The sequence below is a fragment of the Pseudocolwellia sp. AS88 genome, from assembly GCF_030551755.1.
Taxonomy (GTDB): Bacteria; Pseudomonadota; Gammaproteobacteria; order Enterobacterales; family Alteromonadaceae; genus Pseudocolwellia.
On record NZ_JAUPEC010000002.1, the window covers coordinates 165,758 to 184,148 of the forward strand.

The window sequence follows — 18,391 nt, forward strand, 5'->3', positions numbered from 1 at the left end:
AAACCTACCAATACCCTTGGTAGGTTTTTTTGCTTTAGACTGTTTAGGCCAGTGTTTAGATTTAGTGTTTAAGTTCAATATTCTGAGGTCGTTTAAAAATGAATGCAGCAACGAATAATACAATAAAAAAAGTAGTTGTTTTAGGTGGCGGAACCGCTGGTTGGATGTCGGCAGCCATGATAAAAAAACTGATAGGTTCAGCCGTTGAAATTGAATTAATTGAATCAGAACAAATAGGCACTATTGGTGTTGGCGAAGCGACTATCCCACCAATTAAGTTATTCAACAGCGCACTCGGTATTGATGAAGCTGAATTTCTCCGCGAAACCAAAGCCACCATCAAACTTGCCATTAAATTTGAGAACTGGAAAAACAAAGGTGACAGCTATTACCATACCTTTGGTGCAGCAGGGCGAAGCTTAGCTTTTTGCCAATTTCATCATTTACTTAAACGCGCCAATCAATTAGAAAATGATCAACATCTTTGGCAATACGACTTAAATTACTTATGTGCTGAAGCTGGCAAGTTCGCCAAAATAAATAGCCAAGATCCTATTTACGACATGCCATACGCCTATCACTTTGACGCAGGTTTATACGCACAGTTTTTACGAAAGATCAGCGAAAAAATGGGCGTGAAAAGAACCGAAGGTATGGTTGAACATGTACAGCAATGCCAAGAGTCGGGCTATATTCAAGCATTACAACTTAACGACGGACGCCAAGTAAAAGGCGATATATTTATAGATTGTTCAGGCTTTAAAGGCTTGCTCATTCAACAAAAACTCGCCACAGGTTACGAAGATTGGAGCCATTGGTTACAGTGCGATCGGGCTATTGCTGTTCCGTCTGAACGCTTAGAAAAAACCTTACCTTACACACGCTCAATTGCTCACTCCGCTGGCTGGCAATGGCGCATCCCGTTACAGCATCGCAACGGCAATGGCTTAGTGTATAGCAGCCGTTATTATAGCGAGCAGCATGCTGAAGACTTGCTGCTTTCTAACTTAGACTCTAAAGCGTTAGCTGATCCTAAACACTTACGTTTTCATATTGGGCGCAGACGCCAACAATGGAACAAAAATGTAGTCGCTATTGGTTTATCAAGTGGCTTTTTAGAACCACTAGAATCAACCAGTATTCATCTTATTCAATCGGCTATTACTCGGTTAGTGCACTTGTTTCCGCATCAAGGTATTAATAACGCATTGGTTAGCGAATACAACAAACAATCAAAAATAGAGTTTGAACAAATTCGAGACTTTATTATTTTGCATTATCACGTCAATCAACGCACCGACAGCCGTTTTTGGCAAGACATGCGAACCATGGATGTACCTGACAGCCTAGCCCATAAAATTGAAATATTTAAACAAAGCGGACGTTTATTTAAAGAACAAGACGACCTTTTTCAAGACAGCTCTTGGCTGCAAGTATTAGTGGGGCAAGGCATAATACCTAAAGACTATCATCCTATTGCGAACAGTGTTTCAGTCGAGGCATTAAACGAAATGTTAGCTAAAGTTAAACAGGCAAAGCACGAGCCTGTCGCCTCTTTACCTAGCCACGATGAGTTCTTACAAGCTAGCTTAAACAATAGCTGCACTTAAATCATAAAAAGCTGAATCTAGGTTAATAATAAAGGCATCACATGAACTCAGAAAGTCAGAACATAAACAACAAGCCGTTACATCTTGTTATTTTAGGTGGTGGCACAGCCGGTTGGATGGCCGCTAACTTATTCGCTAAAAAATGGTCTTCTCACAATATAAAAATCACTTTAGTTGAATCGCCAGACATCGGTATTATTGGTGTTGGCGAAGGTTCTACACCTAGCTTAAAACGCTTTTTTGAAATGATAGAAGTAGACGAATCGCAATGGATGCCGCGCTGCAATGCTACTTATAAAGTGAATATTCGCTTTGATGGTTGGAGCCCAGCATCAGGTGTTAACAGTTATAGTCATCCATTCTTCTCGCAAGTTGATACCTTTACCGCCAAATCATTTACCGTAAACTGCCAAACCCGACGATTAGGACTAGACACTCATACGCAACCTGAAGATTTTATCCTCAATGGTTTATTAGCTAAACAAGGTAAAAGCCCAGTAGCGCCAGAAAATTTCCCATTTCAAATGGAATACGGTTACCACTTTGACTCTCATTTACTAGGCGAGTTTTTAGCTGAATGTGCCGTTGCCCGAGGTGTTACTCACCTTAAAGAAAATGTTATAGCTGTTGAACAACACGCAAATGGTGATATTGCAGCTCTTAAAACGAAATCAGGCAATACTATAACCGGTGACTTTTTTATAGATTGTTCAGGCTTCGCCGCAGTATTAATGCAAAAAACACTGGGCGTAAAATTTAACAGCTACAAAGACAATTTATTTAACGACTCAGCCATCGTTATGCCCACACCCATTAGCGACAGCATTCCCGTTGAAACCGTTTCTACCGCGTTATCAGCAGGCTGGTGTTGGAAAATACCCTTACAAAATCGCTTCGGCAATGGTTATGTTTATAGCTCAGACTTTATTTCAACAGACGCAGCCGAAACAGAACTACGTAAACACTTAAACTGCCTTGATAGCAGCGAACAAGCTAGATATTTGAAAATGAAAGTAGGGCGCTTAGAAACCCATTGGGCAAATAACTGTATCGGCTTAGGTTTGTCACAAGGTTTTATCGAACCACTCGAAGCCACCGCTTTGCATTTAGTACAAATCAGCCTTGAGTTTTTCATGGAGCGATTCGAGCAAGGCGGCTTTAGCAATAAAAACCGAGATGAGTTCAACACTAAGCTTGCAAAAAGGTTTGATGGCGTACGAGACTACATAGTTGCCCACTACAAGCTAAATACACGAACCGACAGCGACTACTGGCGCGCTAATCGCGACAACACCAATATATCTGATTCGTTATACCAAGTACTTGATGTTTGGTACAAATGTGAAGATTTAACCAAAGAGATCGAAAGGCAACAGATAGGATCCTACTTCGATGCTATGTCATGGCATTGTCTGTTAGCAGGCTATGGCGCATTCCCACCACTTGCTAAAAATCAACCCAATAAAGGCGACCTATATAAAGAGAAAAAGGTGCAGCAGTTTTTACATGGGTGTGCGTTGAATTTTGGGTGAAGGAAACTAATGTAAAGTGATGAATGGTTAAGATAAATGTAAATACTTTCTTGATATATAACGTTTTATTAAATGGAAAAGTATTGTTAGCTAAATCAAGCGACAAAGGGGGGAAAATAACTGTTTTGTTCTTATTTAATTTCTTTTTGTTCAATTATAAATTAAGAATGCGGTTAACAAATTCTTGTGTTTGTTCGCTAAACATTTGAAGCTGCTCGTTACTTAATACTTCGCTCTTTCTTAATGTGACGATCTTTAATATCACATTATTACGGGTTGGATTGTTAAACATTTCAGCAATTCTGGTATCTTCTTTTTTAATCAAGTTATACAAATCTAAATATGATTGATGTTCTTTACCTGCTCGAACATTAGCAATATCATTAACTTGTTTGAAAATTGACTCACAAGCTTTGTTTGTTAATTCTGATTGTAGTTTACGGAACAACTTCCAATCACTCTCTGGAACGGATGGCATATCAAACCCTTATTAATTTATAACGCCTCTACAGTGGCTATTGTTTAGCCGTGCTTGTGTAACCTATCGTTTCACCTACTGCCAATTAAGCTTTAATTCTTTATGACTTGCCGCGCAGTCTTTGAGATAAAGGTTAATTAAATTTTGATAAGGTACGCCATTTTGTTCAGATAGTTGTTTAAAATATTCAATAACGTCTTGATCTAAACGAATAGTTATTTGTTTTTTCAGTTTCTTCACATAGGGGTTAGGTACGGAATTAGAAAAATCATATTGATCACGCATATCTATACTCCTCATATTGTTTACGTTCAAATTTATCAGCCTTTCTAGCTGAAATAATACGAATGCTATCATCTGGTTCTCGGTAACAATGGCAAACTACCAGTGCTTTAAAGTCACTGCTTAGACCGAGTATTATGAAACGCTCTTCACCGAAAGAGCTATCTGGATCAGGTATTAAGCGAGCATATGAATCAAAGAAAACTGACTGAGCCTCATCGAAACTGACTCCGTGTTTTTTGATATTAGCGCTCGCTTTGGCAGGATCCCATTCGAATTTAATATCATCCATAAATGCAGTGTAGTTATATTGTAGTGTAAATGCAAGTTGAAGAATTAATTTAACTCAGCGTTAAACGAGTAACAAATTCTAAATTAAAAAAGTTATTGGCGCATTCCCACCACTTGCTAAAAAGCAGCCTAATAAAGACGACCTTTATAAAGAGAAAAAGGTGCAGCAGTTTTTACATGGGTGTGCGTTGAATTTTGGGTGAGTATCAGAGTTTAATTGAAGAGAGTCTAGACAGACATGAAAAGATAAAACTGTAATTACTATTTTTATGGGGGCTAATTTTTATTATTTGTTGCCATTAACAAATAATCTAGTGAATCAACCAAACCATCTTAATATCCAAGTATTTATATGATTCCACGAGGTAATCTTGTGAATTTACCATCGTTAACTCCACGAATAAAAACTTGGTCAAAGGTTGAATAAAATGCATCTTCACTTTCTAAATTTGATGTCCACATCAATAGTTCATTATAGTCAATTGCAATACAGGGAGTCCTAATATCGTTGGCTAATGCTAAAAGGATTTCACTATAAACTGGATATTCATCATTAAATAGTTCTTTAACAACAATCAAGACTTTTATCTCTCGGCCTTCAAGTGAAATACTTTTTTCATCTCCTCCTATAATCATCTTCATTGAGGAAGTTGATTTAGCATAATTAACAGCGCCTTTAGATTGTTTACAAGCCTTTTTTAGTGATTTTTGAGTAGTCGATTTTTTTCGAGATATTGAGTTTTTTAATACTCGCTCTATATTTGGACTATCCTTAGCTTGGATAAAGAGAACATTTTTATTTGTGATTACTAATAAGTCAGCAATTTCTTCTTTATCTTGAACTCGTAATGGATTTAAATAGATACTATTAGATCGAAATATTCTCCGGAGTGATTGAGCTATATCTCGTTCTTGAAACTCTCCCGGCTCATCTCTAACTAGTTGGCTATAGCTATTTGAACTACTCCCTTGATAGCTGTGATTTTCAGGTCTCATATCTTGAATAAATAAATCTTCTGTGAATAATGCTTCATTAAACGTTACTTTGATTGCTAATGAGTCGTCTTTTTCAGTCCTACGACCAAACCAATTACCCATTTTTATATGTAGAACTTTTGCAGCCTCATTAGTAAATTGTACTAGCGGAGTATCTTTGATAAATTTTTTTGTTATCGGATCACATTCTAAAGTTGCCTCATAACCAAGTAACTCTCGATTTAAGTCATCAAAAAAATAAACATCTAAATTTTTAGTAAGAATAGTATCTTTAAGGGTTTCTACACCTGGCTCTTTAAACATAGGTGTATAAATAACTAAAGGTTCATCAGCATCATCAAAAAATGCAGATATTAACGCATATGTCAGGATTCCATTGCTGTTTAGCGGTACCGTATAAATACTAAATCCTTTATTTAATTTGGCTGCTAAAATAGCCTCTTTTGGGGCTTTTACAACTAGCTTTGGAATATTATCGACATTTAGCCACAGAGGCATTATGCCAATAGGAAAACTTTCGACTAAAGGTAATATTTGAGGGTGGGTGACTGATAGCATATAGATCCTTTGATTTTTATTCCTTTAAATAAACACCATTACTCTATCTGACAAAGCATATGAATACAAAAAGTGGTTCAGACTGCCAATTTTTTCTCACGGTGGAAGTTAAATACTATAAAACGCAAAAAAGGCGCTATTCATAAAGCGCCTTTCTTGTTCTCTATATCGATTATTTGTCTATACAGTAGTAACCAATAGCAACCAGTCGTTACTTAATCGCGCCATAAAAACATGCAAAAGCTGGAAGTTCTATGGTGTTATCTATCAAAGTTGCTGTTGCTAGTTTATGTCCTGTTTGCTCTGTCAGCTGATTAAATGCTGCTGTTGAGAAGCTTTGTTTTGCATCACTTAAGTTAAAACAAACCAACATTTTTTGTTGTTCAAATGTTCGTGTGAATACTAATAAATCTTCAGCTGATTCGATAAATTCAATATCACCATAAAGTAGTGCAGGGTGCTGTTTACGCCAATGGGTAAAAGCTCTGTAGCTATTTAGTATTGATGCTGGTTCATTATCTTGTTCGCTTACCGCTAACGGTTTATGGCTGTCGATCATAGGTAGCCATGGTGTGTTTTCAGAAAACCCTGCGTTGGTATCGTCTTTAGCCCAAGGATGCGGTGTTCTACAACCATCGCGACCTTTAAATTGTGGCCAAAAGGTTTTGCCGTAAGGGTCTTGAATGTCTTCAAAGGCAATTTCACCTTCAGGTAATCCTAGCTCTTCACCTTGGTAACTACATACGCTGCCACGTAATGATGATATTAAAGCAAACAGCATTTTGGCAAAGTTTGGCGCAGCAGCTAAGTTGTTTTTAGTACCCCAACGAGTTACCACACGTTGCACATCGTGGTTGCTGATAGACCAACAAGGCCAGCCGTCAGACACGCTTGCTTCTAATGATTTAACCACTTGTTTAATATAGCTGGCGGTAAAGTTGTCGGTTAATAAATCAAAGCTGTAACCCATATGTAAACGGCTATCGCCTTGAGTATATTCAGCCATGGTTTTAAGTGAGTCTTCAGACGATATTTCGCCTAAAGCTACTGTGCCAGGGTACTGATCAAGTAGTGCTCTGATTGATTCTATAAAACCTAAGTTTTCATCTTGGGTGTTGTTAAAGTAATGGTATTGATAGGCGTACGGATTTTTTTCATCGAAGCCGATACTTTGTCTTAACTCTTTAGGTTTAGGTGGGTTATCGCGTAGTTGTGCATCGTGATAACAAAAATTAATTGCGTCTAATCTAAAGCCATCAACTCCACGTTTTAGCCAAAATTCAACATTGTCTAACACGGCTTGACGAACATCAGGATTATGGAAGTTTAAGTCAGGCTGGCTAGTTAAAAAGTTATGTAGGTAATATTGCTGTCTGCGCGGTTCCCATGTCCAACCCATACCACCAAAAATTGATAACCAATTGTTAGGTGCGGTTCCGTCTGGTTTTGCGTCTGCCCAAACATACCAATCTGACTTGTCGTTGCTTTGGCTTTCGCGGCTTTCAATAAACCATTGGTGTTGGTCTGAGGTATGGCTAAGCACTTGGTCGATCATAATTTTAATATTTAAAGCATGGGCTTTTTCTATTAATTCGTCGAAGTCGGCTAAGTTACCAAAAATAGGATCTATGTCGCGATAGTCGCTAATGTCATAACCAAAATCTTTCATTGGAGATTTGAAAAATGGAGATATCCATATAGCATCTACACCTAAACTAGCAATGTAATCTAGTTTCTCAACAATGCCCGGTAAGTCGCCAATACCGTCGTTATTGCTGTCGTTGAAACTGCGAGGGTAAATTTGATAAATTACTGCTCCTCGCCACCACATTTTTTCTAACATTATGTAAACTCCAAGTCCTGACTAAAGAGAGTTGAGTGTTTCTCTTTATTGTATTCGTTTTATGATCCTAGAATACGCTAATTTGCCTTATCTATAATAGACCTTGCATACGTATGTATTGCGTAACATACGTATGCATTTGTTGGCTGGAAGTTTAAGTGGGTAATTTGAGTAGGGAATAGATAGATGAGTTTTGTTGGATTGAAAAGGAAAGGCAAAAGACATGAGTTATAAATAAGCCTGAACGCGGTTAGCTATTCAGGCTTATTGGGTTTTGTTGTTTTAGCGAGTTATTTGGTTCTTTATTTAGCTGCTTGCTTTGTTAAAGACAACAGTTTGTTATTGCTAAGTGGGCGGTTTAATAACAGCACTTGTACACCATGGGCCGGCACTTTAACCGATAAGGTTTTTTGCTCTGGTGTTATGGTTATAACTTCTTGGCTTTGTGCATTTTGCCAAGTGCCTGCGTTTAAAAGATCGTCGAGAATTATGGTTTCTTCTGCATCGCTTTTATTAAGCAAAACGAGGGCTGTTTGATTGATATTATCTTTTTGATAAATACGGTAAAAAGCAGCGGTGTTTTTGTTAAATGCTAGGTTGATTTGCATACCTTTTTGTAGCGCTATATTGTTTTTACGAACATGCGCTATTTTAGTTAATTGCTGATGAATAATGTGCTTTTTAGCGAGCTCTACGTTTTCTTGCCCAAAGTAGTTGCGGTTACCTTCATGTTCAGCTTTGCCTGTCATAAAGTTCATTTCAGAACCATAATAAACAATAGGAATACCACGCGAGGTAAATAACCAATTGTTAGCATCAATAAAACCGTTGTCGTTAGCATTCATGCGCGGCATATCGTGGTTGTCGTAAAAGGTCATTAACTCGTACGGATTTTCATATATGCCATCGGTTAAATGTAAATACGATAATAGTTGTGCGTAATCACTGTCGGCATTTTCAAACACATCAGTAATGGCTTTTCTGCCGGGAAAATCTAAAACACTTACACCACCATTTTCAGGTTTTGTATGCTGAGCAATAAAGTTTGCATCATATTTGTAGCTTTCGCCAAATAAGAATAAATCAGGATATTGTGCTCTTAAATTGTCGGTAAGCTTTTTCCAAAATTGGTGCGGCATGTGTCTTATGGTATCAATTCTAATAGAGTCGGCACCTTGATCTAACCAATATAAATAGGCTTTAGTGAAGTAAGCTAAAACTTCTGGATTGTTTTCATTAAAGTCTGACAGTTCTGCAATATCGGGCTTGGTATTGAAAAACTGATGTAATGGATTGTCAGCACTTAAATCTTTTGGGTGTAGGTTTTGATGATCGGCAACTAGGATGTTGTTTTCATCATAAAGTTTACCAAATGATGTTTGATTAACAGGCATGGTGTAAGAGGGTGAACCATGATTAGCGACAATATCGAGTACAAAATCGAGTTCAAACTCGTCGTTTAAGCGTTGTGTAAACTCAGCAAAGCTTAAATTAGGCGAGGTTAAATGTTCGTCGGTTTGGAAAAAGTTAACGCCCCAATAACCATGGTAGCCAGTTTTGCCGCCATCTTTAAATTGTCCGCCATAAGTAATTGGCGAGCCGCCAGAAAAAGCTTCGTCTGGATTATCAAAAATAGGTGTTAACCAAACCGAGCTAAAGCCCATATCTTTTATGTATTGTGCGTTGTTGATAACGCCTTGGAAATCGCCACCTAAATAACCTACGTTAGCTGTTTCGCTATTCTCACCCACCAAAGGTCTATCAAATGTTGGAAATGCGCCACCTTGATCTTCATGGTTGTTATTTGGATCGCCATCAACAAATCTGTCGGTAAGTAAAAAGTAAATGGCCTCTTTAGCGTAATCATTGTCGGTACCATAAATTTCGGTGCTGGCGGTTTGACTAGTTGAACTATTAGTACTTTGTTGATTGCTTTGATAAGTGTTGCTACAGCTTAAACTGATACAACCAAGTAGCATGATACTGAGTGTGTTAAGCACACTTTTTTTAGGCAGGTGCGGTTTAGCTAGACAAGAAATCTTGAAAAAATGGCGCATAGTGTTATTCCCCAATTATTATTGTAATCATGCTATGACGTTACTCATATCTCTACAAGCCAGTGCATACGTATTCAAGTAAAGGCAAAGTTTTTGGCTTTCTTTTAGATTTTAAAATTTGTAAATGACAATTCAGTAAAATTTGAATACGTATGCAGCTTATAGCTGTTTAGTACTATCCTTAGTATATTGATTTACTTTCGTAAACCCTTCATCTCAAGAGTCTAATAATGAGTGTAGTCACTAAAAAATATAATAATAAACAGAAACCTCAACTTAGCTTCTGGCAAATTTGGAACATTAGCTTTGGTTTTCTTGGTGTGCAGTTTGGCTTTGCCTTACAAAACGCTAATGTGAGCAGAATATTGTCTGACTTAGGGGCTGATCTGCATTCTCTTTCTTTGTTTTGGTTGGTTGCGCCTATTATGGGGCTTTTAATTCAACCTATTGTTGGTGCTGCATCAGATAGAACATGGAATAAGCTTGGGCGTCGTGTACCTTATTTACTTATAGGTTCGTTAGCTGCTGCGGTTGGTATGATTTTAATGCCGAACGCACCGTTAGTTGTCACCATAGTGCCACCTATTTTATTCGGTGCGGTTATGTTGGCGTTGATGGATGCTTCATTCAATGTGGCCTTTCAACCTTTTAGATCTCTTGTGTCTGACATGGTGCCTGATAACCAACGTAATATTGGTTATTCAGTACAATCGCTGCTTATTAATATTGGTGCTGTTATTGGCTCTTTATTACCTTTCGTTTTAACCAATATTGTGGGTTTAGATAATACCTCTTCAGTGGGAGAAATTGCGCCGTCAGTAACTTGGGCATTTTATATTGGTGCGACTGTGTTGTTAGGTTCAGTGTTGTGGACAGCAGTAATGACCAAAGAATATGCGCCAGGTGAATATTCACTGCCTAGTGTTGAAGACAATAAAAACAGCCAAGATGAAAAAGCGACGATGATTCAACGTTTTTCTGACTTTATTGGTTTAGTTAAATCAATGCCAGACACCATGAAGCAATTAGCCTTAGTGCAGTTTTTCTCATGGTTTGCGTTGTTTATTTTATGGGTTTACACCATGCCTGCGTTGGCTCAACATATTTGGGAAATTGATGCGAAATGGTTTGATTCAGAATACTTAAAACAAGTGGGCGAAGTACCTGAAGCTATTATGTTAGCGAAAGGTTCAGCTGGCGATTGGGTAGGTATTTTATTTGCCGCGTATTCATTATTTGCTGCTGTGTTTTCAATGTTTTTATCTAAAGTTGCCAATACTATCGGCCGTAAAACAACATACGCCTTGGCGTTATTCGCAGGTGGCTTAGGTTACGTTAGCATTTACTTTTTACCAAACCCTGCACTTACCACAGTGTACTTTTTAGGTGGGCAATTAGATGTTCCACAAGGTGCGGTGAATTTATTAATTCCTATGGCTGGAATTGGTATTGCTTGGGCGGCCATTTTAGCTATGCCTTACGCGATATTAGCTGGTTCTTTACCTGTTAAACAAACAGGTGTTTATATGGGGATTTTCAACTTTACAATTGCTGCTCCGCAAATTATATCAGGCGTATTAACAGGTTGGGTGTTAACCACTTTCTTTAATAATGAAGCTATTTATATGATTGTATTAGCGGGTATCGCGATGTTTTTAGCAGCTATTTCGGTGTCATTTGTTAAAGAGCAGAAAAAGGAAGAAGTTGAATAAGTGTTTTAATTGACTAGAAGCACTCTAGCCATTTTTGTGGTGTGGTGTGCTCGGTTTTTTAAGCTATGCAAGATAAGTTATTTTCTTCGCTTAAGCCTCACAATCTAAGCACCACAATCTATGCCTCACAACCTAGGCACCACAAGATTTTCTAACAACAACATCTGCGGGTATTAAACTTGCTCCAACTTTTTCCCCATCAATTAACTGTAATAACTTAGTTACTAAAATATCACCAGCGAGTTGAGTGTCTTGTTTTACCGTTGTTAAAGGTGGAAAGGTAAAGCTAGCAACGGCAATATCGTCAAAACCTACAATAGCGACTTGCTCAGGTATTGTGATGCTTTTTTCTTGTAAAGCGCGCATAGCGCCAACAGCAATTAAGTCGCTGGCTGCAAATATTGCATCAAACGCTTCACCACGTTCTAACAGTTCGCAAGCCGCTTGATATCCTGCTTCTTCTGTAAATATAGCATCAACTTTTAAGTGTTCATTAATCTCTAAATTGTTATTTTTTAAAGCTTGGCAGTGACCTTGATAACGCGCTAAAAACTCAGGTGAATGACTTGAAGCATCTCCCAAAAAGGCAAAGTTTTTACGGCCTTGTTTGATCACGTGTTCTGTTACTTTCATTCCGCCTTGGTAGTTATCACAACCAATAGAGGTAATCGGTAAGTCTTTAACTTCAGCTCCCCACAATACAAAGTGAGTATCTTGCTCTATCAGTTTTATCAGCTTTTCTTGGTAATCTTCATAATCACCATAACCCAGTAAAATAAGTCCATCAGCTTTATTAGTGTCTTCAAAATCTGCATGCCAGTCGTTACTAGATTGCTGAAAAGATACTAATAAATCATAACCTTTATTAGAACAAGCACGTGTAATGCTGCCCAACATAGATAGGAAAAATGGGTTTATTGAAGAGTCATCATTACTCGGATCTTCAAAAAGCAGCAGGGCAATAGTGTCACTTTGTTGTGATCTTAAATTACTGGCATTTTTATCCACTTTATAATTTAGCTCTTTCGCTATATTTTGGATTTTTATGCGAGTTTCTTCATTCACTAACGGACTATTTCTTAGTGCTCTAGATACTGTAGATTGTGATACGCCTGCTTGATAAGCAATATCAAAAGATGTGGCCTTAGCTTTCAATAAATACGCTTCCGAAAAATGTGTAATATATCAATATACCCTAGGGTAAAGGCTTATACAACGACCCATGTAGTGTGTGTTTCGTTATAAAACGGTTTATATGAAAAGCTTGAATAACCGAGGGGATTATGAAAATTTAGTAAGGTGTTTTTGTAAGGTTTTAAGTTGGATATTTTACTATTTACTGACAACTCATTAAGGCAGTTAGATTAGTAAAATATCAACTTTGAGGCATGTGAGGTTTTACCCACCACTAATTAAAATAAGCTTTCCTGTTTTAGGGTCTTTATAAACTTGTCCTAACGATTCCATGCCGTTGGCTTTTGCATTGGCTGGGTTTGCAAGTGATTCAGGCGCTTCAATAAGTTCAGTGCCTGTGGTTACTTCGAGGACTTCGGTTACTTCTGTTTTATTAGATTCTATTGAGAACCTTTCTTGTAATTCTTTACTTTGCGCAACTAACGCTAGCATTAAGCCGAGTGCAAAAACTAACATAACATCCATTATATTAGCGAAACCTGCGAGTGGGTCGGTGTCTTGTTCAGCAAATTGAGAAGACTGCCACGATGATTTGTTAGACATAATATTCTCCTAAATTTACTCAGCAGTTGCAGAAGTGATTTTCTGCCATGTTTGATCGTACCAACGTCGACGAACGCGTCCTATGGTATAAGCCACTAAGCCAATTAATAAACCAACAACCGTTGTGTCGAATGCTACCGTAAGGGCTGTAGCTAAAATATCGATATTGCCAGAACCTAAAGCCGTTAACCCCGGACCTAAAGGGATCAAAGTGCCCATTAAACCTAAGATAGGACCAGAACGTGCAAATAAGTCGATGCGTTCTAAGCGTTTGGTGGCATGAGTTTGAAACTCTTGCTCAATTTCAGTGTGGCTTATTTTTAAGGTTGTAGTCGAAGTTTTACCTGCAACAGAAAGAGCCGCTTGGCTAAAGGCTTTTAAAATATAATAACGTTCAGCAAAAGCTAAACCTAGCTCCCATAAAACGCCTATTACCGCCAAAGCTAATACCAAAATAACAGGATAAAGTAACCAACCCACAAATTGGTGCAGTACACCTAATATCATTCCGTATTCCATGTGCATGTTATTGCTCTCCTGTTGAAGATCTATGGGTTAAGCTTTTAGCTTTAGTTATTCCGCTATAAAAACCGAACAGTATAAAGGCGACAAGCACTAGGGCTAGCCACCATTGCCATGTTGAGTTGTTTTCAGTTTCTGTTTCATTTTCAGCTGTTTCATCTGCTGGCTTTTGTTCATCGTTAGCGCTGTCAGAACTCTTATCTGTATCTGCGCTTTCTGGCGCTAGTTCTTCAACTTTTAGTTTCAGCTCAGCAACTCGATGAACTTCTTCAGGTTCAGCTTGTGTATCGTTACCTTTTGCTAAGGCGATAACTTGCGCGAGATCTTGCCATTGTTCTGCAGATAAATGTTGCTCTAACCATGGCAACATAGGGTTGTCAGGATCTGAATGACCACTGCCTGGTAAACCATTGGCTTTAACTAGGCGTGCAAAGCTAGCAGCAAGTTGTTCGATAGTGGCTTTATCTGCATCCCAAAATTCTTTTTGAACTGCCACCAACATAATCGCAAGCATGTTACTTTTAACATGAGCGTTGTGACCTTTTTCTAAAAACTGATCTAATTGAAGATCGTAACGATCGTCTATATAAACGGCTTTAACTTCTTCCCATGCCCAATCTCCTACTAATGTTGGATTGGTTACTTGCCAGCCCCACAAATATTCAAGAAACTCACTACCCATAGTACGAGCACCAGCATAGTCATGTTCCATTTGCGCTTTTAACCAAGCAGGATTTAAGAAGCGACCGCGAAGTTCTTGTCGAAGTGCTGGCCCTAAACGTTTAGTTTTTACGTTGTCAGGATCGGCATGATCGATTATATAATTTTTAGGTGGCTTACCTGTTAAGGTTTCTACCGCTAAGCTTAAGCCGCCAAGATAATCGAAAGCATCGTTGTTATCGATTAAGCCATAAAGGTTACTTGAACGACCAAAGTAAGTATTTTCAACATCACTTAATACACGCTTGAAAGTATTTTGTGCTGGCGTACCAAACGATGATAAGCCATAGCTGTGGCCTAAACGTCGGGTATAAACTTTGGCAAGCTCTTCACGTTTTTCCCATGCGCCTGAGCGTTCAACTAAACGGTTGATACCTGCGCCATAACTACCGGGAGCATCGCCAAATACGCGTAAACTTGCACTAATACCTGCATCTTTTGCGTTAAAACCTGCGGCAAGTAACTCTTTAGCTTGAATCACCCAGTTAGCGGCTACTTGGTTAATGTTAAGTGATTCGTTACCACCTATGGCTTCTTTACCTAATACTTCTAATGCGTTTGCTAGTGGTAAACTTAGCGCAGGGTAGTCGGTTCTGATGGTATCTGCACTGGCATCTATCGCCATTAATGTCGCTTTGTCTAACATCAGCATTTGCTGACCGTATAAATCGCGGAATAAGCCTGATGTAGTGAACACCATATCGCGACGGACTCGGTTTGCTTCATCACTTTGATGTTGTAGGTCTTGGCGTTTTAAGCCTTTAACTAAACCGCGGCTGTTCCATACAGGTTCAAGTCCTAACATGTCTAAACCAAAGGCGATCATTACACCTTCATCGCGAACTACGTCAGACGCCCAAAGAATTAGCGCTTCACGTTTATCGGCTGCTTTTTCATTATTTTGTCTCGCTGATTTTGCCATTTCTTGACCAAGCTGCCATGCAACACGACTTGGAATTAACGAGCTATCAAGAGCATAGAAGTTACGACCTGTCGGTAAACTTGCTGGGCTTCTTATTGGATCGTTGCCTTGACCCGGTGTGATAAAACCACCTTTTAAGCCATTGAGCAGGGCGGTCATTTCAGCTTTAGGCGAAGCGACTAATCTTGCTGTTATATCTTTTTTCAATACGCTATCTTGGCTGTCTGCTCGGGTAAGCATTGAATTCAACATCATTTCTACCGCATTTTCTTGCCAGTCTTTACCAAAAATATGTAAGCCTAATGGCATGAAACGTTCTTGTAAGTCGGTAAGGTAATGGCCGACTTCATGCACCATCATATCGTCGTCAACTTCTTCAAAACTGATACCCATTACGGCAAGTTCAGCTGACATAGCTTGGGCGAGTTCTTCTTTGAGTTCGAGCTTGTCGACTTTCTCACGTATTTGTTTAACAAGTCTTGTAGCAACCACTTCGTTATCTGTGCCGTGGCTGGCTTCAAAGCTTTCTATTAGTTGACGTAGTTGCAGTAACTCGTCGTAAAGTGGTGTGCTAGCAAGAGGTGGCGTTAGGTGATCTACCATCACAGCTAACCCACGACGTTTGGCTTGAATACCTTCGCCCACACCATCAACAATATATGGATAAACACCAGGTACATCGCCTGCGATAATGCGCGAGTAATCATCTGGCGCTAAACCTACAGAGCGGCGCGGTAAAAACTCATAAGTTGAATGACGTCCTAAATGCACAAAAGCATCAGCTTTAAATTTGTTACGTAAGAAGTGATAAAAAGCTAAATATTGATGTGGTGGCGGAAACGCTAAATTTGCGTGTAATAGCTCTTCATTAATTTCCCAACCTCTTGGTGGTTGCGGACCAATAAATATATTGCCGAAGGTTAAACCAGGTAAAAGTAGCTCGCCATTAAAGGTCATCACTTTACCCGGAGCTTTGCCCCAGCCGCCTAAACCTTCAATGCCTGTTTTTTGTAGTGCGTCGATAATATTAGGCGCTTCACTCATACAGGTTTGTTGCTCAGGTGTTTTGATGACGTTTAAATAACAGGTTTCTAGTTGACCTAATAAAGCGAGTGCACGAGTGCGACCTTTGTGATCAACACCTTCAAGTAAATGATGCATTTCTTCAACGGTATGATGTAGTGCATCTGACGCAAGCTTGCCCTTGTTTTGGCTAATTGCAGCGCTAAGTTGCTCGTGTAATAAACCAAATGGACCTTGCTCCATTTCTCGCTGCACACTAGCCGGTAAGGTTTTAAACCATGTGCTGTATTCTGTACTTGTCATGCGTTCAATATGTTGGCTCATGGTAGCGAGAGCGCCAGAGTCACGCGGTAAATTTACACCACGAGCTTGCATCATATCGAGTAATTCTTCTTGCGATTTGGGTAGCTCACCTGTGTTATAACCTGCGGCTTTTAATTGATTTAATATTTGCCATAACGACGCAGGAACATCTAAGTTATCGGCACCTATGTTATGACGTCCTGGAGGATGATTGTAATAAATAAGCGCGACTTTTTTATCGGCATTTTGTTTAGTTTGTAGTTGGTTCCAACGTTGTGTACGCGTTAATAATGAATGAATCGAGCTGGTTTCAGCGGTAACACCTTGTACACGAATTCCTGTTAGTGGATCTTTGCTGGCGTCTCCTGCGGTGGCTATTACTAAAGGTTGGCTAGCACCTTGTAGTTCAGGCATTGCCACTTGGTAATAAACTTTTTCTTGCGCTAATCCGTCTGATGAAAGCTGACGTTCAATAGCAGTTCGGTCACGTAGTTTGATTGCTTTGATAACAGGTACATTAAGTTGTGTGAGTAATTCGGTTACTTCGGAACGACCATCGCCACCACCAATTACAAAATCTTGCAGCATGATCACGGCGCTTAAACGTTCTTTAATCGGCACTAATTGTTTAACCGCGTCTACACCTGCTTTACCCCAAGCGGCAATAGCTCCTAAACATTGATTGTTGTATTGGCTTGTAGCGAGATCACAAATTTCGCGTAGTAGCTTAGTATCGGCAGGGCGAGCCCCACCTGCGTGATCAATTATGGCAACAACGGGTTGCTGATTAAGCTTTGAAAGTTCGGTATTGGTGAGCTGATTATAAAAATGGTTGTTAATAACCCAGCGTAATTCAGGGGTAGGAACTGGCGCATTGAATGTGATGTTTTCGCCTAAAGCACTAAAAATTGAAGCGAACATTTCAGCACTGTTGTTCGCTCCGCCTGCTTTCCAGTAGCCTCGGGTTTGTAGCCATATTTCTTTATTTGGGTATTGCTGTATTTGCTCTGCAAGGTCTCGAAGGAAATTCTCGCCCGGTTGATTCTTGGCTATTTCTCGCATTTGTTCAGCATCAGCAAATAGTGGCGAGTTACCAAATTGGCTTAATATAACCAAGCGATGATCGCTGTTAATGATTAATTTAGGCTTTTTAAATTGTGTTAATAACGACTTTAAATTAGGAACGCTGGCGCCGTATAAACCAAAGCCTAAAATAGCGCGGCTGTTAGTAATTAATGCTGAACGTTCTTCAGGAGAGAGTTCCCACAATTGCACATCGCTACGCGCTTTAATGGTTAGCTGTTTTTGTTGGGGATGCGCGATATAAAATAATCGAGCGGCTTCGGCTATGGTTTCTGAGTTGCGTTGTGAAGCGAGTACGAGTAAATAATCGTCTTCTACAGCAGAGCAGATTGAAGTGATAAAAAGTAAAGATAATATGAAAAAGCGCATAAATTCTCAAAGCCAATTAAAAATAAGGGAGAGAATTAAATAAAGAACAGCGAGTGTTTATGTGGTTTTTAATATCAAAGTAACCGATTGATCTCTATGTTCAAATTAAGAGAGTAAAGGCATCACTGATTCTAAAAGATTGCTGTGCTAAATTGAGTATTCTCGCTCAAAACAGTCGTCTTATCTGCGTCATGTATCTGGCTTATATTGTTGATAAAAATAATTTATTTACAATAATTACAGTTGCGAGGACAGCTCCAGCTTAGTAACAAAACAAGCTTGTTAATACTGGATTCCATGAAGCTTATTTTGTGAAATTATTAACTCAAAAAATAGGCATGCAGAGACTGGAG

Annotated in this window: 13 protein-coding genes; 3 read left to right on the top strand and 10 right to left on the bottom strand. The window is 39.0% G+C overall.

Translation table 11 applies throughout. The features are described 5' to 3' along the window. Positions 1 to 98: 98 nt before the first annotated feature. Together Q5N69_RS02290 and Q5N69_RS02295 are read left to right on the top strand one after the other, a co-directional pair. Positions 99 to 1,610 carry a tryptophan halogenase family protein gene (locus Q5N69_RS02290; protein WP_304367222.1) on the top strand — a complete coding sequence of 504 codons (1,512 nt, stop codon included), beginning with the start codon at positions 99 to 101 and terminating at the stop codon, positions 1,608 to 1,610. A gap of 41 nt (positions 1,611 to 1,651) precedes the next feature. Next, positions 1,652 to 3,142, top strand: coding sequence for a tryptophan halogenase family protein (locus Q5N69_RS02295; RefSeq protein WP_304367223.1), 1,491 nt, complete (start codon positions 1,652 to 1,654; stop codon positions 3,140 to 3,142). Positions 3,143 to 3,296: 154 nt separating this feature from the next. Here the strand turns inward: Q5N69_RS02295 and Q5N69_RS02300 are convergent, their stop codons facing one another. The 6 genes from Q5N69_RS02300 to Q5N69_RS02325 form a co-directional block, all read right to left on the bottom strand. Continuing rightward, a complete protein-coding gene (locus Q5N69_RS02300) occupies positions 3,297 to 3,620 on the bottom strand; it encodes a hypothetical protein (RefSeq protein WP_304367224.1) in 324 nt (107 codons plus the stop codon). Between the two features lie 75 nt (positions 3,621 to 3,695). Further along, positions 3,696 to 3,905: a BrnA antitoxin family protein gene (locus Q5N69_RS02305; protein WP_304367225.1), complete on the bottom strand. Its 210-nt coding sequence runs from the start codon at positions 3,903 to 3,905 to the stop codon at positions 3,696 to 3,698. Further along, positions 3,898 to 4,194 (bottom strand): BrnT family toxin, encoded by a 297-nt coding sequence (locus Q5N69_RS02310; protein WP_304367226.1) that lies wholly within the window; start codon positions 4,192 to 4,194, stop codon positions 3,898 to 3,900. The genes Q5N69_RS02305 and Q5N69_RS02310 overlap by 8 nt, the downstream gene beginning before the upstream one ends. Before the next feature lie 347 nt (positions 4,195 to 4,541). Further along, complete coding sequence (locus Q5N69_RS02315) at positions 4,542 to 5,747, bottom strand: hypothetical protein (RefSeq protein WP_304367227.1); 1,206 nt, start codon at positions 5,745 to 5,747, stop codon at positions 4,542 to 4,544. A 211-nt stretch (positions 5,748 to 5,958) separates the two neighbouring features. Continuing rightward, on the bottom strand, positions 5,959 to 7,590 hold the full coding sequence (locus tag Q5N69_RS02320; RefSeq protein WP_304367228.1) for an alpha-glucosidase: 1,632 nt from the start codon (positions 7,588 to 7,590) through the stop codon (positions 5,959 to 5,961). A 302-nt stretch (positions 7,591 to 7,892) separates the two neighbouring features. After that, positions 7,893 to 9,647 carry an alpha-amylase family glycosyl hydrolase gene (locus Q5N69_RS02325; protein ID WP_304367229.1) on the bottom strand — a complete coding sequence of 585 codons (1,755 nt, stop codon included), beginning with the start codon at positions 9,645 to 9,647 and terminating at the stop codon, positions 7,893 to 7,895. Positions 9,648 to 9,877: 230 nt separating this feature from the next. On the opposite strand from Q5N69_RS02325, the gene Q5N69_RS02330 reads away from it, so the two are divergent. Beyond that, a complete protein-coding gene (locus Q5N69_RS02330) occupies positions 9,878 to 11,359 on the top strand; it encodes an MFS transporter (RefSeq protein WP_304367230.1) in 1,482 nt (493 codons plus the stop codon). Positions 11,360 to 11,491: 132 nt separating this feature from the next. Here Q5N69_RS02330 and Q5N69_RS02335 read toward each other — a convergent pair whose 3' ends face one another. The 4 genes from Q5N69_RS02335 to Q5N69_RS02350 all read right to left on the bottom strand — a co-directional run bounded on the left by Q5N69_RS02335 (position 11,492) and on the right by Q5N69_RS02350 (position 18,038). Beyond that, complete coding sequence (locus Q5N69_RS02335; protein ID WP_304367231.1) at positions 11,492 to 12,514, bottom strand: LacI family DNA-binding transcriptional regulator; 1,023 nt, start codon at positions 12,512 to 12,514, stop codon at positions 11,492 to 11,494. A gap of 243 nt (positions 12,515 to 12,757) precedes the next feature. Further along, the gene (locus Q5N69_RS02340; RefSeq protein ID WP_304367232.1) at positions 12,758 to 13,096 is read right to left on the bottom strand and encodes a DUF2149 domain-containing protein; all 339 of its coding nucleotides are present in this window, start codon (positions 13,094 to 13,096) and stop codon (positions 12,758 to 12,760) included. A 15-nt stretch (positions 13,097 to 13,111) separates the two neighbouring features. Further along, positions 13,112 to 13,621: a MotA/TolQ/ExbB proton channel family protein gene (locus Q5N69_RS02345; protein ID WP_304367233.1), complete on the bottom strand. Its 510-nt coding sequence runs from the start codon at positions 13,619 to 13,621 to the stop codon at positions 13,112 to 13,114. Between the two features lies 1 nt (position 13,622). Next, on the bottom strand, positions 13,623 to 18,038 hold the full coding sequence (locus tag Q5N69_RS02350) for a cobaltochelatase subunit CobN (protein WP_304367234.1): 4,416 nt from the start codon (positions 18,036 to 18,038) through the stop codon (positions 13,623 to 13,625). Between the last annotated feature and the right edge of the window lie 353 nt (positions 18,039 to 18,391).